The 23,404-nt window shown below is 69.9% G+C and carries 25 protein-coding genes; 17 read left to right on the top strand and 8 right to left on the bottom strand.

The window, feature by feature from the left end; genetic code table 11:
• Positions 1-37 precede the first annotated feature (37 nt).
• From PYR91_RS28475 to PYR91_RS28455, 5 genes are all read left to right on the top strand, one after another.
• Positions 38-433 carry a hypothetical protein gene (locus PYR91_RS28475; RefSeq protein WP_279784656.1) on the top strand — a complete coding sequence of 132 codons (396 nt, stop codon included), beginning with the start codon at positions 38-40 and terminating at the stop codon, positions 431-433.
• A gap of 180 nt (positions 434-613) precedes the next feature.
• Positions 614-1,549, top strand: coding sequence for a DUF4352 domain-containing protein (locus PYR91_RS28470; RefSeq protein WP_279784654.1), 936 nt, complete (start codon positions 614-616; stop codon positions 1,547-1,549).
• A gap of 104 nt (positions 1,550-1,653) precedes the next feature.
• Complete coding sequence (locus PYR91_RS28465; protein ID WP_279784652.1) at positions 1,654-2,589, top strand: ankyrin repeat domain-containing protein; 936 nt, start codon at positions 1,654-1,656, stop codon at positions 2,587-2,589.
• Between the two features lie 81 nt (positions 2,590-2,670).
• Positions 2,671-3,351: a TOPRIM nucleotidyl transferase/hydrolase domain-containing protein gene (locus tag PYR91_RS28460; RefSeq protein WP_279784650.1), complete on the top strand. Its 681-nt coding sequence runs from the start codon at positions 2,671-2,673 to the stop codon at positions 3,349-3,351.
• 111 nt (positions 3,352-3,462) lie between these two features.
• Complete coding sequence (locus PYR91_RS28455; RefSeq protein WP_279784648.1) at positions 3,463-4,191, top strand: glyoxalase; 729 nt, start codon at positions 3,463-3,465, stop codon at positions 4,189-4,191.
• A gap of 51 nt (positions 4,192-4,242) precedes the next feature.
• On the opposite strand, the gene PYR91_RS28450 is transcribed toward PYR91_RS28455, so the two are convergent.
• A complete protein-coding gene (locus tag PYR91_RS28450; RefSeq protein ID WP_279784646.1) occupies positions 4,243-4,884 on the bottom strand; it encodes a hypothetical protein in 642 nt (213 codons plus the stop codon).
• A 769-nt stretch (positions 4,885-5,653) separates the two neighbouring features.
• Here PYR91_RS28450 and PYR91_RS28445 point away from each other — a divergent pair.
• Positions 5,654-6,550, top strand: a complete 897-nt coding sequence (locus PYR91_RS28445) for a helix-turn-helix transcriptional regulator (protein WP_279784644.1) — start codon at positions 5,654-5,656, stop codon at positions 6,548-6,550.
• A 125-nt stretch (positions 6,551-6,675) separates the two neighbouring features.
• Positions 6,676-7,647, top strand: a complete 972-nt coding sequence (locus tag PYR91_RS28440) for a hypothetical protein (protein WP_279784642.1) — start codon at positions 6,676-6,678, stop codon at positions 7,645-7,647.
• Between the two features lie 153 nt (positions 7,648-7,800).
• Here PYR91_RS28440 and PYR91_RS28435 read toward each other — a convergent pair whose 3' ends face one another.
• Genes PYR91_RS28435 through PYR91_RS28420 form a run of 4 tightly spaced genes read right to left on the bottom strand, consistent with a single transcriptional unit; the run spans position 7,801 to position 11,614 of the window.
• Positions 7,801-8,478, bottom strand: a complete 678-nt coding sequence (locus PYR91_RS28435) for a response regulator transcription factor (RefSeq protein WP_279784640.1) — start codon at positions 8,476-8,478, stop codon at positions 7,801-7,803.
• Positions 8,475-9,839 carry a sensor histidine kinase gene (locus tag PYR91_RS28430; protein ID WP_279784638.1) on the bottom strand — a complete coding sequence of 455 codons (1,365 nt, stop codon included), beginning with the start codon at positions 9,837-9,839 and terminating at the stop codon, positions 8,475-8,477. The genes PYR91_RS28435 and PYR91_RS28430 overlap by 4 nt, the downstream gene beginning before the upstream one ends.
• A 35-nt stretch (positions 9,840-9,874) precedes the next feature.
• On the bottom strand, positions 9,875-10,654 hold the full coding sequence (locus PYR91_RS28425) for an ABC transporter permease (protein WP_279784636.1): 780 nt from the start codon (positions 10,652-10,654) through the stop codon (positions 9,875-9,877).
• A gap of 42 nt (positions 10,655-10,696) precedes the next feature.
• A complete protein-coding gene (locus PYR91_RS28420) occupies positions 10,697-11,614 on the bottom strand; it encodes an ABC transporter ATP-binding protein (RefSeq protein ID WP_279784634.1) in 918 nt (305 codons plus the stop codon).
• 459 nt (positions 11,615-12,073) lie between these two features.
• On the opposite strand from PYR91_RS28420, the gene PYR91_RS28415 reads away from it, so the two are divergent.
• Positions 12,074-13,300: a serine hydrolase gene (locus tag PYR91_RS28415; RefSeq protein ID WP_279784632.1), complete on the top strand. Its 1,227-nt coding sequence runs from the start codon at positions 12,074-12,076 to the stop codon at positions 13,298-13,300.
• A 156-nt stretch (positions 13,301-13,456) separates the two neighbouring features.
• On the opposite strand, the gene PYR91_RS28410 is transcribed toward PYR91_RS28415, so the two are convergent.
• The 3 genes from PYR91_RS28410 to PYR91_RS28400 form a co-directional block, all read right to left on the bottom strand.
• Positions 13,457-14,680, bottom strand: coding sequence for a cellulose binding domain-containing protein (locus PYR91_RS28410; RefSeq protein ID WP_279784630.1), 1,224 nt, complete (start codon positions 14,678-14,680; stop codon positions 13,457-13,459).
• 519 nt (positions 14,681-15,199) lie between these two features.
• The gene (locus PYR91_RS28405) at positions 15,200-16,147 is read right to left on the bottom strand and encodes a PaaX family transcriptional regulator C-terminal domain-containing protein (RefSeq protein WP_279784629.1); all 948 of its coding nucleotides are present in this window, start codon (positions 16,145-16,147) and stop codon (positions 15,200-15,202) included.
• An 87-nt stretch (positions 16,148-16,234) separates the two neighbouring features.
• Positions 16,235-16,435: a hypothetical protein gene (locus tag PYR91_RS28400; protein WP_279784628.1), complete on the bottom strand. Its 201-nt coding sequence runs from the start codon at positions 16,433-16,435 to the stop codon at positions 16,235-16,237.
• Between the two features lie 248 nt (positions 16,436-16,683).
• On the opposite strand from PYR91_RS28400, the gene PYR91_RS28395 reads away from it, so the two are divergent.
• The 9 genes from PYR91_RS28395 (at position 16,684) to PYR91_RS28355 (ending at position 23,147) form a co-directional block, all read left to right on the top strand.
• Positions 16,684-17,310: a signal protein gene (locus PYR91_RS28395; RefSeq protein WP_279784627.1), complete on the top strand. Its 627-nt coding sequence runs from the start codon at positions 16,684-16,686 to the stop codon at positions 17,308-17,310.
• Positions 17,311-17,519: 209 nt separating this feature from the next.
• Positions 17,520-19,160: a PAS domain-containing sensor histidine kinase gene (locus PYR91_RS28390; protein ID WP_279784625.1), complete on the top strand. Its 1,641-nt coding sequence runs from the start codon at positions 17,520-17,522 to the stop codon at positions 19,158-19,160.
• Positions 19,161-19,298: 138 nt separating this feature from the next.
• A complete protein-coding gene (locus PYR91_RS28385) occupies positions 19,299-19,694 on the top strand; it encodes an OsmC family protein (RefSeq protein ID WP_279784623.1) in 396 nt (131 codons plus the stop codon).
• Positions 19,695-20,026: 332 nt separating this feature from the next.
• Positions 20,027-20,269, top strand: a complete 243-nt coding sequence (locus PYR91_RS28380; RefSeq protein ID WP_279784621.1) for a hypothetical protein — start codon at positions 20,027-20,029, stop codon at positions 20,267-20,269.
• Positions 20,270-20,417: 148 nt separating this feature from the next.
• The gene (locus PYR91_RS28375) at positions 20,418-20,816 is read left to right on the top strand and encodes a hypothetical protein (protein ID WP_279784620.1); all 399 of its coding nucleotides are present in this window, start codon (positions 20,418-20,420) and stop codon (positions 20,814-20,816) included.
• Positions 20,816-21,265 (top strand): nitroreductase/quinone reductase family protein, encoded by a 450-nt coding sequence (locus PYR91_RS28370; RefSeq protein WP_279784619.1) that lies wholly within the window; start codon positions 20,816-20,818, stop codon positions 21,263-21,265. The genes PYR91_RS28375 and PYR91_RS28370 overlap by 1 nt, the downstream gene beginning before the upstream one ends.
• The gene (locus PYR91_RS28365; RefSeq protein WP_279784618.1) at positions 21,262-21,900 is read left to right on the top strand and encodes a TetR/AcrR family transcriptional regulator; all 639 of its coding nucleotides are present in this window, start codon (positions 21,262-21,264) and stop codon (positions 21,898-21,900) included. The genes PYR91_RS28370 and PYR91_RS28365 overlap by 4 nt, the downstream gene beginning before the upstream one ends.
• Positions 21,897-22,337 carry a DUF1772 domain-containing protein gene (locus PYR91_RS28360; RefSeq protein ID WP_279784616.1) on the top strand — a complete coding sequence of 147 codons (441 nt, stop codon included), beginning with the start codon at positions 21,897-21,899 and terminating at the stop codon, positions 22,335-22,337. Before PYR91_RS28365 ends, PYR91_RS28360 begins: the two co-directional genes overlap by 4 nt.
• 564 nt (positions 22,338-22,901) lie before the next feature.
• Complete coding sequence (locus PYR91_RS28355) at positions 22,902-23,147, top strand: tyrosine-type recombinase/integrase (protein ID WP_279784614.1); 246 nt, start codon at positions 22,902-22,904, stop codon at positions 23,145-23,147.
• Positions 23,148-23,404 lie beyond the last annotated feature (257 nt).

The following is a 23,404-nucleotide window of genomic DNA, read 5'->3' as shown; positions in this document are numbered from 1 at the left end:
CCTTGGACGCCACCTCCCCCGCTCACATAGTCGGACCATGACGCAGACAGCGACCAACGCGCGCGGCGGCCGGCTCCGGTTCGCCCTCCACTACATCGAGATGATCGTCGCGATGTTCGTCGGGATGTTCGCCCTGGGGCTGCTCCAGGCAGCGGTGGGCCTGGACTTCTCCCACGCGCGGTACCCCGAGGCGGGCTACCTGGTGATGGCCTTCAACATGTCCGTCGGCATGGCCGCCTGGATGCGCTTTCGCGGCCACGCCTGGCGGCACACCCTGGAGATGTGCGCCGCCATGTTCGCCCCGGTCATCCCGCTCTTCCCCCTGCTCTGGCTGGGCGTGATCGACGGCGACGCGCTGACGGTCCTCGCGCACGTGGCCATGCTCCCCCTCATGCTCGGCCTGATGCTGGCGCGCCGCTCCGAGCATGTCTGAGACCTGCCCGGCGGCTCCGGAGGTGAGACCTCCGACCGGCGGGCTCCGGAGGCGGAGAACCCCGGGCCGGCGCGGCCCGCCTCGGCTACGCTTCGATCATCACGGGGCGCCCTCGGCAGCCCGTCCGCGTCGCGCCTGCCGTCCTCCCCGGGGCGCGGTCAGCCCCCCTCGGAGTAGACGATGGCGTACCAGCAGGGCCCCGGCCGGCCGGCGCACCACGGCCCGCCGCCCGGGTACGGCCACCGTCCCGCGCCGCCGCCGCCCAAGAAGAGCCACACGAGGCTGATCCTGGTCGTCGCCGGCGTCCTCGCCGTCGTCCTGGCCGGCGGGGCAGCCGTCCTGCTGGGGGCGGTCGGCATCGGTTCGAGCCCTGGGTCGTTCGGGCAGCCGGCCGACGCCTCCGGGCGCTCGCCCGCCAGAACGGCTCAGGCCGGCGCCGCGGCACGCGACGGCCGATTCGAGTTCCGGGTGACCAAGGCGGAGTCGGTGCGCCGGGTCGGCGACAGGACCCGGGGGAAGACCGCCCGGGGCCGGTTCGTGCTCGTGTACGTCGAGGTGCGGAACGTCGGCGACCGTCACCAGTACTTCGCCGGCTCCTACCAGCGGCTGCGCGACGCCCAGGGCCGCCGCTACGAGGCGGACACCCCCGCGGCGAACCACCTCGGGGACGCCGACAGCATTTACGAGCGAATCGAGCCCGGTGACCGGATCAGCGCCGTCGTGCCGTTCGACACGCCAAGGGACGTCACCCGGTTCGTCCTGGAGTTGCACGACTCACCGACGTCCGAAGGGGTCGGTGTCCCGGTGACGGTGACGTCCGCGCCCGCGCACGAGGTGACGTTCGAAGCGACCGGCGAGGGCGTCGGCGAGGTGCGCAACCTCAACCACAAACGGGGCCGCGACGGCGAGGACCTGGCGGACGTCCCCCTCCCCTGGCGCAAGACCGTCCGGCTGGAGGGCGGCCCCGTCCCCGAACTGAGCCTGTCGGTGCTGAAGGGCAGCCGATCGGGCACGGTCACCTGCCGGATCAAGCTCGACGGCAGAACCGTCGCGGAGAGGGCCGTCTCCGGCGACGACGTCATCTGCGACGTCGCGTTCACTCCCCCCGCCCACTGACGTCGACCGCCCGCGGCCCCACCGGCACCGCGTTCTGAGTTTGTCGGTCTCATGCGCCATGATCGGCGCACCTCGCATCGATCACCTCACCCAAGGGGCGCATGATGTCAACCCACGGCCGGGCCGACTGGTCCGACGTCGGCTGGAACGACTGGACGGATCTCGGCCTCATCCGGGCACGGCTCGACGCGGGCGCGGACCCCCACTCGGGGGTGTGGAACTACGCGGGGCCGCTGAGCGCGGCGGCCGAGCTCGGCTCGCCCGAGGTCGTCGCGGAGGTGGCCCGGCGCGTCGACGACGTCGACGCCGAGCATGAGGGCCGCACCGCGCTCTGGCAGGCCGTCTTCGCCAACCGCCCCGGCAACGCCCGCGCCCTGTTCGCTGCCGGCGCCGACCCGTGGCGCCCGATGATGGCCGGCTGGTCCCCCGGCCGGCTCAGCCTGGCCGGCCCCACCCCCGGCCTGTTCACCCGGCCCGCGGGCGAGATCGGCCTGTCCGCCGCCGAGGCCGCCGCCGTGGCGGAGGCCGGCCGGCTGATCACGGCGCTGGGCGACTCCGACGAGGAGGACCTGAGCCTGGCGTGTGTGGCCGGCATCGGCGCGGCCGAGGCCGTACGACGCCTGGAGGCCGTGCCGGCCGAGAACGAGGACGACGACAACGCGGCCGACGTCGTCGGCGTCACGGACGTGCCCGGTGGATGCGTCGTCATCCAGCCGTGGGCGTGGGCCGCGGCCGACCCCGGCGTGGTGGAACGGTTGTCGGTGGGCACGGTCTGCTACGCGATGTACGCCAACCCCAAGAGCGGCGACCAGGGAAGCGTCACCCGCGACGGCACCGTCGAGGAATGGGACACCCACCCCGGCGGCGGCACCGTGTCCCAGGAGGACTCCGCCGAGGACATCCTCACCGAGTACCTCTACCAGGGCCGGCCGGTGGCGTACTGCTGCGCCGCCGCCGGCCTGCGCCCGACCGACGCGCGCGCGGTCACCGGACCGCCCGGCATGTGGGTGAGGCTGCCCGACCAGGACTGGTGGCAGTGACCGTGCGCGCGTAGCGGGCGGAGCCGTTCTCCGGCCGAAATCGGGGTGACGGCCCGGAGCGGCCGCTGCGAGTATCGGTCTATGCGAGAGCTGGAGCGTTTCCGAGCCGCCATCCGTACCTGGGCGGGCGGCGGCGCGGGCGCTCCGGCGGCCGCCGCGGAGGCCCGCGGGCTGGCCCGCGACGGCCTGGGCACGGTGGTGCTCGTCGAAGGGGTCAGCGACCAGAGCGCGGTGGAGGCACTGGCCGTGCGGCGCGACCGCGACCTGGCGGGTGAGGGCGTGTGCGTCGTGCCGATGGACGGCGCGATGGGCGTCGGCCGCTACCTGCGCATCCTCGGCCGGCCGGAGCTCGCCGTCAGCGTGCGGGGGCTGTGCGACGAGGCCGAGGAAGCCTACTTCCGGCGCGGGCTCAAGCAGGCCGGCCTCGGCGCCGGCACGACCCTGACCCGGGACGCGATGGAGTCCCTCGGCTTCTACGTGTGCGTCGCCGACCTCGAGGACGAGCTGATCCGCGCGCTCGACATCGCCGGCGTCGAACGGGTCCTCGCCGCCGAAGGAGATCTCGCCAAGTTCCGGCTCTTCCAGAACCAGCCAGCGCAACGCGGGCGGGCCGTCGAACGCCAGCTGCGCCGCTTCATGGGCACGACGAGCGGCCGCAAGGCCCAGTACGCACGCGCGCTCGTCCTCGCCGTCGACGCGAACCGCGTCCCCCGGCCGCTGGACCACCTGCTCGCCCACACCTCCCGCTGCTCCACCCGCTGACCCGGCGGAGCGCAATTCCGGCGTCGTTTCGCTACGCATCCTGGAACGATCCATGTGCGCGTTCGGTGGAACGGTGTCAGCATCGTCCGGCGACCCGAAAGGCGGAATGACGTGGGTGAGACTCCGGTTCGGCCGAACGAGACCACGGTGCCGTTGATGCCGTGCGCGTCGGTGGAGGAGATGTCGGCGTTCTACGAAAGCCTGGGATTCGAAGCCACCTACAAACAGAGCAGGCCCTACGTGTATCTGGCGTTGCGGTGGAGCGGTTTCCAACTGCATTTCGGGCCGGCGCCCAAAGGCCTGGACCCGGCCCGCGAGGAGTCCGGGGGCTGCCTGGTGATGGTCGACGCCGTGCAGCCGTACCACGAGGCCTTCGCCGCGGCGATGCGCCGGGTCCACGGGAAGGTGCTGAGTTCCGGCGTTCCGCGGATCACCCGCTACCGGCCGGGCGCGTCCCGTTTCACGCTGATCGACCCGTCGGGAAACTCGATCGTATTCATCCAGCGCGACGAGCCGGAGGAGGTGGAGTACGGCGGCTCGAAGAAACTGACGGGCCTGGCCAAGGCGCTCGACAACAACCGGATTCTGCGCGAGTTCAAGAACGACGAGGCGCACGCCTTCCGCGCGCTGAAGTCGGCGATGCGCAGGCACGGCGCGGACGCCCCGGTGGCCGAGCGGGCCATCGCCCTGTGCCACCTCGTCGACCTGGCCACCGTCCTCGGCGAGCCCACCGATCCGTGGGCCACCGAGCTGCGCGGCCTGGAGCTCACCGCCGGCGACCGGCAGCGCATAGAGGCGGAGCTCGCGCACGTCCCCGGCCTACAGGAGTGGCTTCCCTGAAAGCCCGGCTACCGGAGTGGCTTCCTGAAGAGGGGCGTCCGCGCGGCGGGCCTATTCGCCCGGCGGGGAATCCGGCCAGTACGGCACCGCCCGCTCGGCGGCCGACGCGATGGCCGCGCCGTCCAGGACGCCCATGCTCAGCTCGATGCCGCCGACGGGCCACTCCACGCCGAGCTCGAAGGTCTCCGGAGGCGGCGAGGGCCAGAGCCACAGCCCCATGGTGAGAACCCCCGCGTCCTCGTCACCGCTGCGCATGGACACGCCGCCGAGCAGCAACGAGAGCCGCGGGCCCGGCGGCGGATCCTGCGGCAGCTCCTTGAAGTCGAAGCTCTGCCCGACGGTGGTGACCTTGGACCCGTCGGAGTAGCGGACGCCGAACCGCAGCAGGTTGTCCGGCAACCGCCCGGCGCTCACCCCGGCGACCATGTGCGGGTACACCGACATCTGCAGCGCCTGGAAGTCCTCGGCCGACAGCGTGTGCCGCCTCATGACGATCTCCACGTTCATCAGACAGCCCGTCCTGAACGCCACAATCGTCGGCACCGCGACGACGACCCGCGGGCTGCGCCCCAACACCAGCCCACTGACCACCACCGCCCCCATCACCTCCCCCGGCGGCGCGTACCAGGCGGGCAACCCAGGCTTGGGCGAACGAGCGGGTTCTTCCTGCACGACCGGAGGCTCGAAGAACATGCCCCCACCCTACGAAAAATCCCCAAGGCCGCGCGGGATGCGGATCCACGCCCACCAGCCCTGACACCGGTTGAACCGATAGACGCACCCTGCCATATCAGGCATGCTGGTGCCCCGATGCGGGGGGGAGAACCAGATGGCGGGAATCGGATTCGCCGAGATTTTCGTGGTATTGGTGCTATGGGGCGTTCCAGGCGCTTTATTCTTCTTCCTCACCTACTGGGTGATCCGCCTGGCGATCAGACACGAGAAGCGCCGAATACCGACCCGAAGAGAAACCGCCCGCCAGGAACACCGCCAACGCGCAGCCTCAGCACGCACCGCCCAACGCCAAAGACAACAGCAGTCCGAGTAACCGAACCAACCTCCTGGCCTGGCGACTCAAGGAACGTTCGTGGTGAAGTCACGCGTCGTACAGATCCTCCCCCCTCAGCCCCCGGCTTGGTACAAGAACCCGAAGAGCACGGGCGCGCGGGGCGGTTGCAGCCAGCACGGAACTCCCCCGTGTCACTCCGAAATCGTCGCGAGCGTCGTTCTCTCCGATGCCGGCAGCGACGACATCCAGTGGGCGGTCTGCGAACGTGGACTGCGACAGCTCAAGCTCAACCATTGATCGGTGGCGAGAGGCGGAGGAGAGACCGCCGCGCCATGGCGTTGGTCAGACGGTGATGTCGGCCGGCGCCCTACGCCGTCGCGGGAGGCGGACCCCGGGGATCCCTACCCCGGCGGGGTGAGGCACGGATTGCCGGGAGTGCGCATACTCGACGTCATGAGCAAGCATGGGCACCTCGCCGAGTTCCTGCAGACGCGCCGGGGGCAGTTGCGGCCCGAGGACGTCGGGCTGCGGACGTATGGGGAGCGGCGGCGGGTGCCGGGGCTGCGGCGGGAGGAGCTGGCGATGCTCGCGGGGATCAGCGCGCCCTACTACACCCGCCTGGAACAGGGGCAGTCGCACAACGCCTCGCCCGAGGTGCTCGACGCCATAGCCGGCGCCCTGCGGCTGGACGAGCCCGAGCGTGCCCATCTGCACGCACTGGCCCGAGCGCCGAGACGCGGCGGCCCCTCGGGCCGGCCGCGTGCCGAGCGCGTCCCCCCGGCGACCAGCGCCTTGCTGGCCGCCTTCAAGGGCACACCCGCCATCGTGATCGGCCGGGGCAGCGATGTCCTGGCCTGGAACCCCGAGGGTCACGCGCTGTTCGCCGGCCATCTCGATCCGGAAAGTCCCGACGTCCCGGGCCGGCGGCCGAACATGGCCAGGCTGGTGTTCCTGGACGCGCACACCCGTGACCTGTACGCCGACTGGCCCGCCAAGGCCAGGGCCGTGGTAGGCAACCTGCGCCTGACGGCTGGGCGGCACCCGGACGATTCTCGGCTGGCCGGGCTGGTCGGCGAGCTGACCATGGGCAGCCCGGAGTTCGCCAGGATGTGGGCCGACCACCGGGTCCAGGCCTGCGACGTCGCCGACTACGAGATGCGCCACCCCCTGGTCGGGACGCTGACGGTCACCCAGCAGACGCTGCAGAGCCCGCGGGGAGACGGCCCGACCCTGGTGGTGGCCACGGCCGAGCCCGGCTCCCCCTCCGCGACGGCCCTGACCCTGCTCTCCCACGTCATCGAACCGGATGCGGCCCAGCCGCGCCGCGGCGCCCACACCCCCACCGCCTGATCCTTCCGCCGGCCCGCTCCCACGTCTGCCCGGTCGGCGGCACCATTCCGACCTCCCGCCAGGCGTCCCCTCGACCACGGCGCCGCACCGCGGCCGCCGCATGCCCGAAAACAGTGAAGGAAACCATGTCCAAGCGAATGATCAAGATCGCCGTGTCGGCCGCTCTGGCGGCCGCGGCCGCCCTGACGGTGGCCGCGCCGGCCGGCGCGACGTCCCCCCACGGCCCGCTGGCGGATGTGCGGGTCGCCACCCACTTCGACCTGTCCGCGGGCCAGATGCCGGAGAACATCAGCCTGCTGCCCGACGGCACGGCGAACGTCACCTTCGCCGCCAGCCGCCAGGTGGCGCAGATCACCCCCGCGGGCAGGACACGCATCCTGGCGACGCTGCCCGCGCCCGCCGACGGCGGGGCCGACACGCCGGTCCTCGGATTCCCCCTGGCCACCGGCATCGTCCACACCTCGGACGGCACCGGGTACGTGCTGTACGCGACCGGCACGGCCGAGCTGACGGGGCTGTGGCGGCTGCGTCCCGGCAAGGCCCCGCGGCGCATCGCCGCCCTGCCCGCGGAAGGCCTGCCCAACGGGCTGGCGCTGGACAGGCGCGGCGAACAGCTCTACATCACCGACTCGGTGCTCGGCACCGTGTGGACCGTACCCGTCACCGGCGGCACGCCCACCGCATGGTCCACCGCACCCGAACTGTCCTCGACCGGCTTTCTGGGGGTGAACGGCGCGAAAGTGCACGGTGGCGCGCTGTGGGTGACCAACCTCGACCGGGGCACCCTCCTGCGCATCGCGATCCGCCCGGGCAACCGTGCGGGGGCACCTGAGGTCAAGGCGTCGGGCCTCGTCGGCATCGACGACTTCACCTTCACCGGCCGCGGTGACGAGATCCTCGCCGCCCTCAACGGCCCCAACACGGTCGTGCGCATCCGTCCGGGCAGCACAGGCACGACCGTGCTGGACGGCACCGACGGACTGCAGAACCCCACCTCCGTCGCACTGCGCGGCAACGACGTGTACGTGCTCAGCGCCGCCTACACGACGGCCACCGACCCCAACCTGCTACGCGCACGCCTGCGCACCCACCCGTAAGACAGGCGATCCCGAAAGGTGCCCACCACCCGGCCACGACCCGCCCGGCCGGGACGGCCGGAAGGCCCGCTCCGTCACGCATCACGGAGCGGGCCTTCCCGCACGCGTTCACCGGCTTCACCGACACCGACGCGATCCCCGCGATGCGCCTCGTCAGGACGGCTCGCGTGGTTCGGGGGTGAGCAGGCGTCGGTTGAAGGCCTCGGCCACGGCGGCGGCGCGGTCGCTTACGCCGAGCTTGGCGTAGATGTTCAGGAGGTGGCTCTTGACGGTGGCCTCGGTGATGAACAGACGGGCGGCCGTCTCGCGGTTGGTGTTTCCGGTCGCCACCAGTTCGAGGACCTCGAGTTCTCGCTGGCTGAGCAGTTGGGGGGCGGGCGTTCTGACCCGGTTCATCAGCCTTGCCGCGACCGAGGGGGACAGGACGCTCTCGCCCCTGGCGGCGGCACGCGCGCCGCGCAGCAGGTCCTCCCGGGGGGAGTCCTTGAGCAGGTAGCCGGTCGCGCCCGCCTCGATCGCCGGCAGCACGTGGGTGTCGTTGTCGTAGGTGGTCAGAACCAGCACGCGCGCGGTGACGCCGAGCCTGGTCAGCTCGGTGATCGCGGTCAGCCCGTCCATGACCGGCATGCGCAGGTCCATCAGGATCACATCAGGCCGGAGCTGCTTGGCGAGCCGTACGGCCGCGGCGCCGTCAGCGGCCTCGCCCAGCACCTCGAAGCCGGGCGCGGAGGCGAACATGCTGCTCAGCCCGTCCCTGACGATGGGATGATCGTCCGCGATCAACAGTCGGATCAGGGGCTCGGCTGCCGGCTCGGCCGTGCGGTCGGTCATACGGGGCTCCCGGGCGGCTCGGCCATGCGATCGGTCATACGGGGCACCCGGGCGGCTGAGCCATGCGATCGGTCATCTGGGCTCCCGGTCGGCTGGGTGGGGATGCAGGCCGAGATGCCGGTGCCGGCGCCGGGTTCGGACTCGATCCGCAGGCTCCCGGACAGTCCTTCGACGCGTTGTCGCATGATGGTCAGGCCGAACCCGCCGCGGGACGCCGGCCGCGACGCGCCGTCTCCGGCCCCTTCGGCTTCCAGGCCCGCGAGGTCGAAGCCCCTGCCGTCGTCACGCACGTCCAGCGCCACCTCGTGTTCCAGGTACGACAGCGTCACTCCTATCCTCGTCGCCCGCGCGTGCTTGGCCACGTTGGCCAACGCCTCCTGGGCCGTGCGCAGCAGCGCGAACTCGGCCTCCGGCGCCATCGGCCGCGCCGTGCCGGTCGTCGTGACCTGGACGGGGAGGCCGTGCAACTTCGACCAGCGGTCGGCGACGTCGGTGAGCGCCTCGCCCAGGCGCGCGGTCTCCAGCGGTTCGGGCCGGAGCGCGTCGACCGAGCGCCGGGCCTCCGCCAGGCTCTCCCTCGCCAGCCCCTTGACGGCCTCGAAGGGGCGGCGCCACTGCGCCGGGACGTCGTGCATCTGCTCGGCGGCCTGGAGCTGCGTGATGATCCCGGTGAGCCCCTGCGCCAGGGTGTCGTGGATCTCGCGAGCCATTCGCTGGCGCTCGTCGAGGACCCCCGCCTCCCTGGCCTGGGCGAGCAGCTGGGCGTGCAGGCCGGCGTTCTCGGCGAGCGTCGCCTCCAGCAGCCGGTTCGTCCGGCTCAGCTCGGCGAAGGCCTGGACGCGCTGCTCTCTCTCCTGCTCGGCGATCTGCAGGAACCAGGCGGTGACGCACATCATGACGATGTTGACGATGACGATGAGCGCGGAGATCGTCAGGCCGAGAGCGGTCGTCTTGGGCACGCTGGACGCCTGTGCGGCGCCGGCGACGACCGCCACGGCGGCCACGCCCAGCAGCCGCCACGGCCAGCGGACGACGGTGAAGGCGTAGATGTAGGGGGCGGGGGTGAACAACCCGAACACGGGGGTGCGGGCCACCAGGACCGCGGTGATCGCCACCAGCCCGGTGAAGAACACCGCCATGATCAGTGGCCGCTCCCACCAGGCGGGACGCAGGGTGAACATGCCGAGCATCCACCCCGCGGCCAGCCCGCACAGCCCGAGGTCGACGGCCAGGGAGCCGTCGCCCGCCGATTGCTCCGTGATCACCTGGAAGACGGCGAGGCCGGCCAGCAAGGTGTACGGCACCACGGTCACCAGCAGAAGGGGAGGCCGTTCCCACGCCGCGCCCTGGGGCTCTGGCATCTGCCCGCTCACATCCCTCAGCCTCCGGCCGCAGTCTATTCCCAGCGGAACCAGCGGACCGCGATGATCGCGCATACGACCGCATAACACGCCAAGGTCACCAAGGGCTGGGCGGACGGGAAGTGGCCCTGGTAGGTGTCCTGGAACGCCTGCATGCCCGCGCCGAGCGGGGTGTAGTGGCTGATGTTCCGCAGCAGCGGCGGCATCTGCGCGATCGGCACCCAGAGGCCGGCGAAGAACATCATCGGGAAGAACAGCACCGTGCCGATCGCCGTGGCCGGGCCGCGGCCGGGCGCCAGCGCGGTGATCATCAGGCCGATCGAGAGCAGCGCGGCGGCCGCGAGCAGCCAGCCGGCGGCGAAGCCGGCGAGGTTCTGCGGCAGGCGGACGCCGAAGCCGAGCCCGGCCACGGTGAGAAACAGCGCCACCGCCACGACCGCGATGGAGAAGTTGGCCACGAGCTGGGCGGCGAGTACGCGGGCCGGGCCGACCGGCGTGGTGCGCATGCGCCGCAGCACGCCGCTCTCGCGGTACCCGGCGAGGATCGTCGGCAGGGCGGTCAGGGCCAGGATGGCCAGGTTGAACAGGATGATGACCGGCACGTAGAGGTCGAAGTACGTCGGGCCGCCGGCCTCAACGGGCTCCCGCAGGGCGGGGACGTTGCCGAGGATGACCAGCAGGATGAGCGGGAAGCCGACCCCCCAGAGGGGGCCGGTCTTCTCGCGGACGCACAGTTTGATCTCCGCTTTGGTGAGCCTCCACGTCGCGGAACCGTGCTTGACGGTGACGGGTGCGGCCGTGCTCAGGGCTGACACGATTATGGCTTCCTCTCTGTGTAAGGGCTGCGTCGGTTGGGATCAGGAGGTGGCGTCGGGGCGTTTCCCGGTCAGCTCGACGAAGGCGTCCTCCAGGCTCGCCTGCTCGACGCGCAGCCGTTCGGCCACTATCCGGTTGCGGGCCAGCACGGCGGTGACGGCGGTGAGCGCGTCGCTGTTGCCGGTGACGACGACCAGCTCGCCCCGGCGGGTGACGCTGGAGACGTCGGGCAGGCTCGTCAGCAGCGCGTCGTCCACCGGCCTGGACGGTCGGAACTGGATCCGGTGCTCGATGCGGGCCCGCTCGGTCAGCCCGGCCGGGGTGTCGACCATGACGACGCGGCCCGCGTCGATCAGCGCCACCCGGTCACACAGCCGCTCGGCCTCCTCCATGAAGTGCGTGACCAGCACGATCGTCACCCCGCGGGAGCGCACGCCCTCGATCAGCTCCCAGGTGTCGCGCCGTGCCTGCGGGTCGAGGCCGGTGGTGAGCTCGTCGAGTATCGCCACCCGGGGGCTGCCGACGAGCGCCAGCGCGATGGAGAGCCGTTGCTTCTGGCCGCCGGACAGCTTGGCGTACCTGGTCTTCGCCTTGCCCGCCAGGCCGAGGCCGTCCATCAGCGCGCGCCAGTCGGCCGGTTCGGGATAGAAGGAGCTGTAGAGCTCCAATGCCTCGGCGACCTCCAGCCGCTCCTGGATCTGCCCGTCCTGCAGTTGGACCCCGAGCCGCCGGGTCAGCTCGGCATGGTCCCGGCGGGGATCGAGCCCCAGCACCTTGATCTCGCCCCGGTCCGGCACGCGGAGGCCCTCGACGCACTCCACGGTCGTCGTCTTGCCGGCGCCGTTCGGGCCGAGGATCCCGAGGATCTCGCCCTCCTCAACGGTGAGCGAGACATCGTCGACCGCGACATTGTTCCCATAACGCTTGTGGAGGTTGCGTACCTCGATCACTGGCGGCATGCGGGTGTCCTCTCGGGCTCCGGCTCATCGGCGACCGGCGAGATCCACCCTTCTATGGCGGCGCTCATCCGAACATCGACCGGTGGACGGGACCCGGTCGCCGCCCGGCGGGCGAGCCGGCTCCACCGGGTGGCGCCGGCGATCAACCGATCGGTGGATCGCCGACCGCGCCCCGCCGATGTGGGTGGAACCTGGGTGAATACCGCTGTCAGCTTCACCCCGGGCGGACGACCTGCGCGCAGGAGCGCCGAAAACTGGCAATCCCCCCGAGAGGCCGGCGTCCACCGAGCGGCTTAAATAAAGCGATATGCCGAAGGAAAAAGGCGTCGGTCGCCGTTCGCGAATACCAGGGGAGAAGGCGGGCTTTCATGAGAATGGTGGCTGGGGTTCTAGACGAGCCTTGCTCGATTTACAGAAATGCCGGGATTTCAGGGCAGCCGCCGGCACAAGGGGGAGAAAATGGCCAAGTGGCCGATTTTTGTCGGGTTGCTGGGGATCAGCACGGCACTGACCGGTGGAGCCGTCCCCTCGGCCGCTCCCGCCATCGCCGTATCCGCCATCGCCGTATCCGCCGGGGACGGCGTCGTGACCGGCCTCGGCGCCGATCGCGGCGCGGCCACCCGGCGAGCTGGACCACCGGCCCCGCACGACAAGACCGGTGCGGCGATGCGGGAGTACCTGCGGGTTCTGGCCGCGAGCAAGGAGTTCACCGGCTCGGCGCTGGTGGTACGACGCGGGAAGGTGCTGGTGCGCTTCGCCGCCGGCGAGGCCGACGAGGCGAAGCACATCCCCAACCGGCCGGATACGGTGTTCCGGATCGCCTCGGTCACCAAGCAGTTCACCTCGATGATGGTGCTGAAGCTGCGCGACCGCGGGCTGCTCGGCCTGGACGACCGGGTCTGCCCCTATCTCGTCCCGGCCTACATCGCGACCTGCCCGCCGGCGTGGCGGCCCATCACGATCCGCGAGATCCTCACGCACACCTCCGGCATCCCCGACATCCAGGGCCTGCCCGACTTCTACCTGGAGCTCCCGCTGCCGACCACGACCCGAAGGCTGATCCAGCGGTTCGTGAACCTGCCGCTCGACTTCGAGCCCGGCACCAGCTGGAAGTACAGCAACTCCGGCTACATCCTGGCCGGGGCGATCATCCAGCGGGTGACGCACAAGCCGTACGGCGCCGTACTGCGCAAGTTGATCACCGGCCCGCTCGACCTTGAACACACCGGCTACAGCAGGGGAGATCCGCCCCCGGGGTACGCGAAGGGCTACTACACGCTCGGATCACCGGCCCCGCCCATCAACGGCTCGCAGGCGTTCTCGGCGACCGGCATCTACTCCAACGCCGACGACCTCGTCGACTGGGACCGCTCGTTCGGCGCCTACGAGGTCGCGCCACCCGCCACCGTCAGGCAGGCGTTCACGCCACAGGCGCCGTGCCCCAGCACCGGCTGCCTCAACCTGCCGTCGTCCGCGTACGCCTTCGGCTGGCTCGTCTACCGGCTCAACGGGCACCGACTCCGCTACCACCCGGGTCTTCTCCCCGGCTACGCGGCGAGCAACATGTACCTGCCCGATGACGACATAGCGGTGGTCGTGCTCAGCAACGTCGAGAACACCGACACCAACGGCATCGCCCGCCACCTGGCCCTGATCGCCCTCGGCCCCTCCGAGTGCGCCTGCTGACAGCCGAACGGCGTGTCACCCGCGACCTCGCCGGGCGAGCGGAAGAACAAGGCACGGAATGACGGACGAAAAGTCTGACCGGGCCCACCATTCGCGGCGAGCCGGGACCTCGCTCCCGGCCCGCCGCTGTGGCGCCCTGCCCCAGGTGAGTCGGGGTCAGCCGGCTGTGCAGGTGACGGTGGCTCCGGCGCCGGTTCCGTTGGCCTGGAAACCGAGGCTGGTGCTCTGTCCGGCCGACAGCCGCCCGTTGTAGTTCACGTTGGTGACGGTCACGGTGCCGGTGGTGCCGGAGTTGACGCCGCTCCACATGGAAGTGATCGTGGCGCCGGCGGGCAGGGTGAGGGCGAGCCTCCAGCCGTTGATCGCGGAGCCGCCCGCGGTGACGTTGATCGCGGCGACGAACCCGCCGGCCCACTGGCTCTGCACCGAGTAGGTCGCCGAGCAGCCCCCGGGCCCGCTGGTGGGTGACGGGGAGGGGGACGGGGACGGCGACGGACTGCCGGTGGGTGACGGAGTGGGGGTCGGGGACGGGGTGCCGTCGAGCGTGAGGTTCTTCTGCTGGACCTGCCACTGGGTGTTGCACAGGCCGCAGTTGGGGCCGACGAAGGCGGCGCCGGCCGTCGCGTCGCCCTTCAGCCGCCACTTGAGCCACAGCACCGCAACGCGGCCGAACTCGCCGCCGTTGGTCTGGCCGTAGGTGCCGCCGTGGCCGACGTTCAGGTTGCCCATGAACGCGGGCAGCCCGGCCGGCAGCTTGCCCCAGTCGTCGATGGCGTTCGGGTAGGCGATGTCACTGGTCCCACCGATGAAGTAGGCGATCGGCTTCGTCAGCCGGCGGAGCTGGTAGTCGTCGGCGTCGTTCAGCAACCCGCTGCTGAAGATGGTGGTCGTGCTGAGACGCGCGTCGTTGGAGACGGCATAGGCCTCCAGCCCCCCGCAGGAGAAGCCCCCAGCGGCGATCTTGCCGGTGTCGAGTCTGCCGTAGAAGATGCTGCCCTGGCGGCTGTTCTCCGCGACCGCCCAGTCGATGGACTGGGTGAGCATCTGGGACGTCGTCGAGCCGGAGCCGTTCGGGCTGCCGCTGGCGATGACCAGGAACCCGTGCGAGGCGATCTCGCGGAGGAAGTTCAGCTGCGACGTCCCGTTGGCGGAGCAGCCCCCGTTGCCCCATACGTAGATGGGGAGTTTCTCGGACGGGAGGGTTCCGGGCCGGTAGATGGTGTGATTGGGCAGGCTGGCGGAGGTCTCGTAGTCGGCCGGGTAGGGGCCCGAGCCGCCGACCGCGGCGGCGGTGGGCGTCGTGGTGAGCGCCAGAATTCCAGCGCAGACCGGGGCGATCGCGACCGCCAGTACCGCGTTGAGGATCGAGCGTTTTCTCATTTCGCCCTCCGAAGGTGTCACGACGGCGCTCTGTGTCGGAAATCGCATACGCGGCGCACGCCGACGGAGCCCGGCAACGGCACAACCACTCCCACCGCGGCCGGTCGGCGCCGGCCGAATGTGGGGATCGACATGGCGGCCCATCGACTGCGAGCTGCGCTCGTGTCAGTCAGCGCGAGCCGATGAGAGCAACGTGCAGTTACTATCACTGCGGTGATAAAAAGTGTCAAGCAATCGCAACTCGGCCGGTTAAGCGGTGTGCGCGCCGACCGGAAACGGCCCTGACGCGCCGGGGTCCGGGCGCGGGCGTGAACCTTCGGGACGGCGCCACCGGACCCCTGCCCGGCGCCGGGAGGACGGGCCGGTACGGACGGCTCCGGCGCAGGTCACAATGCCCCACTCGGCCGGACACGCCGGTGGCTCTCGGCGGACGGCGGCCGGTCGAGAACCTGACGCGCCACGGCGGTCACGAAGCGAACCCAGGCGGCCGGGCCGTCGTCCTCGTGGGTGAAAGTTTCTTCAGCCTTTCCCGCCGGCCGGGACCGACACGGAGTTCTCCGACGCCTGGAAGTGGGTGATCCAGGAAGCGGCGTCCGGCCAGTACGGTGTCGCGACCTGGATGAGCCGCGCCTCGGCGAGCGAGCCGAGAGCGGAATGGATCTCCAGCATGAGGTCCCTGGCAGCCTGGCGAGGCCACGGTGCCGGCAGGAGGTGGTCGGGCAGGTTCGGGTCGACGTCTGGGAACTTCCGCCAGGAGTCCATGACCGAGGTCCGGGCCACCAGCGCCCGGGGCGCGTCGACCTCCCGGTCACGGACGGCCACCCGCAGGTCCGAGTACCGCGCGATGAAAGCCTCGTACGCCGAGGCGAGGCCGGCCAGGTCGTAGGCGGCTGCCGGACCGTGCGGGCCGGCCTCCTCGTGGAACCGGGTGTGCATCACCGACCATCGGCCACCGTCGACGTCGTCCAGGATGTCGTGCAGCGCCTGGGTCACCGGACCGGAGCCCGAGCCGGGCCTGATCCACACGCTGTCGTACAGCCGCGCGAAACCCAGCGCCCCCAGAGCCTTGCGGACCGCGTGCCGCGGGGCCTGGCCGGACTGGGGGATCGAGAAGGAGACGGTCACCCAGTCGCCGGTCCACCGCGGCGGGCGGGCGCCGAAGCTCAGGAAATGGTCCATGCGGGAACGATGCCGGGCGATCGCCTGAGGCGTGAGGTGGTACACCGGCGGCCGTCCGGACCCCCGCACGGCGATCAGGCCACGCTTGGTCAGCCGGGACAACGCGGCCCGCGCACTGGGCTCGCTGATGCCGAACTCCCCGAGCATCGCGACCACCGCCATCGACGGAAGGTCGGCGTCCGAGGAGTCGAGGTACTCACCCAGCAAGGTCGTCAGCAGGTGCTGCGGATTCGGCCCGACCTGCGCCCGCGGTGCTCCGACGTCGTCCGAAGGTACAGGGACACTCACGCCCTCAGCTTGCCTCACGACAGGGCTGCGAGAGGCGGCCACGCGTTCCGAAGGCGATCGCGTCGGCTCGAAGGCGATCGCGTCGGCTCACCCGCCGCGGGAAGAGTGGCTCCTGCTGCCGAGGTCGTCGTGGATCAGCCAGCCCTGGTCGGTCTTGCGCAGGGTCAGGGTCCCCAGCCTGTTTGGGTTCTCCGACGGCTCCTCGCCCTCGGGCAGGCACCACCCTTTGCCGCAGTATCCGCTGACCTTGGCCGGGGAGCCGTCCGTCTTGAGCCCGGAGGGAACCATCCGCCGATAGGCGTCCGCGGTAGAGAAAAGAGCTGTTGCGGTCCCACAAGCACGGCCTTGGTGTCGCAAGTTACATCAAGGCCACTGCGTCTGGATCGGGCGCAGCAGGAATCGCCCAGTCTGCGGGACAGCCGATCACTCTTATTCCGTACGGCGGCGAAGTCAGCGATCGTCACGACCCCTGTCGTCACTGACATCTTTCTGGTCCATACGGGAGGGCGGATACTCGTCGGTCCTATGATTCCCGAATGCCTTCCAGATTCGCTACACCGCTTCTGCTGGCCGTCGGCCTCCTCACTGGCTGCGCGGGGGCTCAAGAGAGCAGCGCGGAGGGAACGGGCAGAAATGCCTCTCCGAAGCCGGCCGGCTCGTCGGCGGAGGCGATCCAAGGACGCTGGTGGACCTGGGCGGCCTCGGAAGGCGAGAGCACCAACCCCGTGACGGACCCGACCGGGAAGTTCTGCGACCGGAACCAGCCAGAGGACGTGTGGTTCCTCGCCGGAACCTTCGGCGGCACCTCACAGCGGACGTGCGAGGTTCCCGCAGGGCGGATGCTGGTGTTCCCCCTGGTGAATCGGGTCGGATCCGAGGCGGTGTGCAAGGAGTTCATGGCCACCGCCGAAGGCGGAGCCACCCTCGACGGTAAGGCGGTCACGCCTGAACGGATGGAAGAGAACGACGTTGCCGTGACCGGGGTGGTGGGCAACCCTCTGACAGGCGAGGAGGGAACGGCAACCTCCTACGCTTGCGGCATCTGGGTACGTCTCCAGCCACTGCGGCCCGGCCGTCACACACTGACCATTCGCGGATCCTCCGGCGACTTCCACACAGGCGTTGATTACACGCTCATCATCAAGACCGAGCAGCAAGCGTGAATCCGTCTCATGGCAAGCGTCGCCCTGGCCGAATCAGCAGGGGCAACGTGTGCCAGACGACTCCGTGTAAGGGGACGTCCCCCAAGGTCGAGAACGATCTACGAAGGATCTCCCCGGCGCATACGGCAGTTTCCCGCAAGATACATACCCTTAGGGTTTGTTCACCGTTTCGGCGGGTTGGACAGGTGGTGGGTAAAGGGGGGACCGCCGTGGCAACCAGCGACGACTGGGCGAGATATGGGTTCAGCGCGGAACTCTCCAGAGCCCTGTTCCAGGATCTGCGCGTGGGGATGTACGTGGTCGGCCATACGGGGAAGATCCTCCTGGTCAATCCGTATGCCGAGATACTGCTCGATCGTCCCGCGCGGCACTTGATCGGGGCCGAGCCCCACGACCTGCTGCACCGCAACGCCGACGGTAGCCCGATCGCCCGGGAGGACTGCCAGATCCTGGCCGGGTTCGCCGAGGGGATGTACGTCCGCAGCGAGGAGGCGTGGTTCACTCGCGGGTCCGGAGGCCTGATCCCGCTGGGCGTGATGTCGGCTCCGCTCCCGTTGGGCGGGGGACAGATGGGCAATGTGGTCCTGTTCTACGACCTGTCGCAGCACAAGGCCGTGGAACACGAGCAGGCGGCCGCCCTCACGGCACTGGAGAAGCTGACCGATCGATTGTCGCTGATGGCGGAGACCAGCACCGTGCTGGCCTCCGCCCTGAGGGTGGATGAGGCGCTGCGGCGGCTGTCTCGTCTGGTGGTGCCCCGGCTGGCCGACTGGGCGATGATCGATCTGCTCGGCCCCAGCGGCGAGGGGGTGTACAGGGTGGTGGTCGTGGTCAAGCAAGGCCGGAACGGTGTCGAGTACAAGCAGTGGGAGGGTCCGCTTCCGGCGTTTTCGGAGACCTCCCAGGCGCCGATGGCACGGGTGCTGCGCGGTGGCCCCGCGGTGTTGCTCGGCCCTGAGGATGTGGCCGAGCAATACGATCATGAGGAGTACAGCGTCGAGCGGCGGCGGCCGTTCGCAGCGTTGGGTGCCCATTCGGTCATCGTCGCGCCGCTGCGTACGCCGCGCCGGGTGCTGGGTGCGCTCACCCTGGCCCGTTACGAGACCTCCCTCGTGTACGACTCAACCGATCTATCCCTCATCGGCGACATCGCCAGCCGAGCCGGGCTCGCCGTGGACAACGCGAACATGTTCGAGGAGCAACGCCGGTTCGCCTCCTCCGCCTCTCACGAGCTCAGAACGCCGCTCACCGGTCTCCGCGCCCAGCTCGAGGAGGCGGTGCTCTACCCCGCCGACATAGACCCGCACGAGACCATCAGGAAAGCGCTTGCCGTCACCGATCGGCTGGAGACGATCGTCGACGACCTGCTGGTGTTGGCTCGGCTCCATGCCGGAGAGCCGGCCGCGTACGAGCCGATCGACGTCGGCGCGCTGGTGTCGAAGGAGGTGGCGGCCATGGCGGGTGGCGTGCCGCTCCACGTCGACGCTGACCGGGATGTGCACGTTCTGGGCAACCGGATTCAGCTGATCCGAGTCGTCGACAACCTCTTGGTCAACGCCCGGCGACACGCGGACACACAGGTCGAGGTCACCGTGGGACGGGCGAAGGGCTCGGCCGTCATCACCGTGTGCGACGACGGTGCTGGAATCGCGCCGCAGGACCGAGAGTGCGTCTTCAAGCGCTTCGTCCGCCTGGACGAGGGCCGACGCAGAGAACCGGGAGGCAGCGGGCTGGGCCTGGCCATCTCCCGCGACATCGCCCAGGCCCACAACGGCACCCTCACCATCGAAGACTCCCCGCGCGGCGCCCGCTTCGTCCTCCGCCTCCCCCTGACAGACAGGCGTCCATAGCCTCCGCCGCCTCCGACCACCGCCTCCCCCGGACAACGGACGCGTGTGGGAGAGGGCTGTGTTGCCGGTTGGCGGTTGTGACGTGTAGGACGAACATTGTCGTCACGTCCGTACGCCTGAGGTGCCGGGAGCTGAATCGTGGATGATCGTTTCAACGTGATCGTGAGCGCAGGATCGCTGAAGGTGACGGACGAGCACACGGTGCATTTCCCTCATCGATGGACGCCCGAGGGCGTGAGCGTCAGGGCTGACTTCACCGGAGGACATCTCCTTCATCTCGCGGCGGCGGGATGCGTCCTCAACGACCTTTACCGGGAGGCCGCCGCACTGGGAATTGAACTCCTGGGAGTGCGCGTCTCCGCAGCCGGCGGCTTCGATATCGAGAGCTGGCAGTCAACCGGGATCACCTACACCGTCGACGTCAGCTCCACTGCTCCAGCCGAGAGCATCGCCCACCTGATCGACATCGTGGACTCCGTCGCCGAGATCCCCCGCGCCATCCGACGGGGTGCCACCGTGCAGAGGATCAGCTAACGACCCTGCAGGAACACAGCCAACGAGGACTTCCGCACCGTTAAGGCGGCATGAACACGCGGTCGGCCGCGGAGGAGGACGTCCGCATCGGCGTGACGGCGACGGAATCGACAGGACATTACGAGCTCGCGGGCGCCGTGCCTGGTCAGTAGCCGGAAGACAGCTCAGCGACCGTTGCATCACCGTCTGGCCTTGTTGCTGTTTCCGGGCGGGCTGGCCAGCACGTAAAGTCCTCGACCGGTCCGGTGGAGCGGTGTTCCACCTGCGCTGGGCGGTCCTCCGGGCGCATTACTGATCATGCCTTGAAAGGTGGGATCGAGGCTTGGCCGGTCATGATCACGGCGCAGGTAGAGTGCCCAGATCCACTCGTAGACGGCGATCCGCGTGAATGGCGGTCCTGCGGGGTGATCGTGGTCGCCCGCCAGAGCGTCTCGCTCCGTCGCCTGCGTGCCGGCCAAGTCGTCACCGTGCACGTCAGTCACAGCACGCTCACCATCGACCTGGACGAAGGCCCGCGCACGGTGCAGCGCACCACCGACCTACCGGCCTCCGGGGAGGATCGGACCGTGTTTTGACGCTAGGAACGCGATCTTGACGATGATTCGGTGACGCAGGCACTTGCCCTGGTTGAGGGCCGTGGCCGACTCAGCCACGGGCCCGCACTGCAGAAGTATGCTAACGTGCGTTACTATAACGATCGTTAACCTACTTGGAGGGGGAGCAGTGCTGGATCAGCTGGGACGGGCGCTCGCCGCGGAGGACGCCACTGCCGTGTCCGTGGTGCTGGCCGAGGACGTCACCTTGCGGGTCGCGGTGCACGACGAGCCGATCGAGGGGGTCGGTGCCGCGTCTCACGTCATCGAGGCTGTGCTCGACGGGGTGCTGCACGACATCGAGGTGTCGGCGACCATCGGCGGCGTCGGCGACACCTCGGTTCTGATGTTCAGCGCCCAGGTCGCGGGCCACCCCGGCCGGGCCGACGGGCTGCTCGTCGCGCGCCAGGACCGGGACGAGCGGATCTCGGATCTCACGGTGTTCGTCCGGCCGCTCGCGGCGTTGCAAGCGCTGGCCGACGAGATGGGGCGGCGGCTGGGTGTGCCGCGCCCCGGCGGTGTCGTCTGATGGCCACCCCATCGCTGCGCAACTGGATCCCGGCCGCGATCCTGTCCTCGCCGCTGCACCCGGTGATGAGCCGGAGGAGTCTCCTGCTGAGCTTCACCGGGCGCCGCAGCGGCGTCCGCTACGTCACCCCCGTCAACTACCTCCAGCGTGACCGCGAGCTGCTGATCACCACGAAGGGGGGGTGGTGGCGCAACTTCGACGGTGGGGGGCCGGTGGAGCTGCGGCTGCGGGGCCGCCGGGTCGCGGCGGTGGCCGAGGCGGTGCGCGAGCCCGCTGTTGTGGCCGAGGCGCTCACCGCACTCGTGCGTGACCACCACGCGTACGGCCGCTGGGCGCGGGTCCGGGTCGGCGCGGACGGCACCCCGGACATCGCGGACGTACACGCGGCTATCGCGAGCGGCCGGGTTCTGGTCCGTGTGCTGCTGGACGACGAGGCCGTCACCCCATGACCGCAACGCACCGCAGGCGCCGTGGCACCGGGCACGAGCTGCGTGAAGTGGTGGTCCGGGTGGCCGCCGACCTGCTGGCGCAGCTCGGCGACGCCGACGCGCTCACCATGCGGGCCGTCGCCGCCGCCGCAGGTGTCACCGCACCTTCGGTCTACCGGCACTTCCCGGACAAGGAGGCGTTGCTGCGTGTTGTCATCGCCGAGCGGTTCGCCGAGTTCACCGAGCAGCTCGAAAGCGCCGCCGTGTCCGCTGCCGGCGACCCCGTCGCGCGGCTCGAGGCGATCGCCAGGGCGTACGTCCGGAGCGGTCTGGAGCAGCCGGGGCATTACCGGGTGCTGTTCAGCGCCATGAACGCGGGCCCGGCCGGGCTGGGGCTCGAACCCGGCGCTGCGCATCCCGGCGCGGCCTCCTACAAGGTGCTGGTCGACGCCGTCGGCGCGTGCCTGTCGCCCGCCCGCCGCGATGCGGCGTTCGTACTGGCCACCGAGCTGTGGGCTTCCCTGCACGGCGCCATCGACCTGCGCATCACCAAACCCGACATGCCCTGGCCCGAGCCCGATGCGCTGATCGACACGGCGTTGACCGCTGTGCGGACCGCGTCGTCGCCCGGGCCACTACCCGCGGAGTCGCCGTGAACCTGCTCGTCTTCGTCACGCTGGCCGTCACCGGTTTCGTCGCCTGTTCCGAGTTCGGCTCCTATGCCTTCGTCCATCCGGTGTTGCGCAACTTGCCCGGCACCGAACGCATCGCCGTCGAGAAGGGCCTGCTCAAGACGTTCGGGCGGGTCATGCCGGTCGGGATGACGCTGTGCGTGGTGCTCGCGGTAGCCGTCGCGATCGAGGGCAGCGGGCCCGGGTGGCTCGCCTGGTCCGCGGTGGTCGCGTTCGCCGTCGCGGTGGGGTTCACCGTCGCCGTCAACGTCCCGATCAACATCGCCACCGGACGCTGGGATCCGGCGAACCCGCCCGCCGGATGGGAACGGACCCGCCGCCGCTGGGAGTTCTTCCAGGGCGTGCGCTCCTGGCTGCTGCTGATCGGTTTCGTCCTGGTCTGCGCGGCAGGCACCGCCTGATCAGCGCGCGGCGGCTGCCAGCACCACAGCCCGTTGTCCCGACATGTGGCAATTCAGGGCATGCACTCGTCCCTACCACGTCAAACGTGAATACGGAGTCAGTCATGCACTTCTCTCGAATCACCGGCATCGCCGCCCTCGGCTTCGCCATCACGATCGTCTCGCCAACGCGATCATGGTGCCCGCCGGTCTGCCGCTCACCGGTGCCGAGATCGGCGAGGTCAACGCGTTCTTCGGCACCGAGGGCGAGGTCGTCGCCGTCGCGTCCGCGCTCACTTCCCTCCGCCTGGCTACTGGCCACCTTGTTCGGCGCAGGCGCGGTCTCCGCGCTTGGGTGGACATCGACCTCGACGGCGCGAAACTCGAAGTGATCCAGACCCTTCAGCGTGTCGAGGGCCGTCTCCAGTTCGTCCGGCCCAAGACCAACGACTCCGAACGAACCGTCCCGCTCCCCTCCATCTGCGTCGAAGCGCTCCGACCACACCGCAAGCAGCAGAACGCTCCGACCGCTGGAACGACTGGGAGGAACACGGCCTGGTCTTCCCATCCCCGCGCGGAACGCCCATGGAGCCGGACAACCTCCGCCGAAGCTGGGGAGCCATCCGCAAGGCCGCCGGCCTCGGGGACATGCGCTTTCACGATCTCCGCCACACCTGCGTGACCCTGCCGCTTAACCTCGGCGTCCCGCCCCAGGTCGTCCGAGACATCGTCGGCCACAGCGACATCGAAGTGACCATGACCATCTACGCCCACGTCTCCCTCGACGACAAGCGCAACGCCCTCGGCAAACTCGGCGACGCGCTCGCATAGAACAGGAGCCCTACTCCGACGCCTCGGCTTTGGCCGGGGCGTCTTGTCGTTCTCAAGGCAACTGTCAATAGAAGTCGCTGATGTGACGCCAGATGAAAGCCGACCCATTTACGATGAGGCCAAGTGCACACAAAGTGGGAACCGCTTCCTCTTCGTCACTCGCAGGTGTCTGGATGTTCCGTCACCTGAAGGATGACGGGAGTGAGGAGGTGTCGATGGCTCGCCATCGGAAGAAACCCCACAATGTGTGGACACGG

The sequence above is a fragment of the Sphaerisporangium sp. TRM90804 genome (assembly GCF_029846175.1).
Taxonomy (GTDB): domain Bacteria; phylum Actinomycetota; class Actinomycetes; order Streptosporangiales; family Streptosporangiaceae; genus Sphaerisporangium.
The sequence above is the reverse complement of the archived record's forward strand: the minus strand, read 5'-3'. Positions and strand labels throughout refer to the sequence as shown.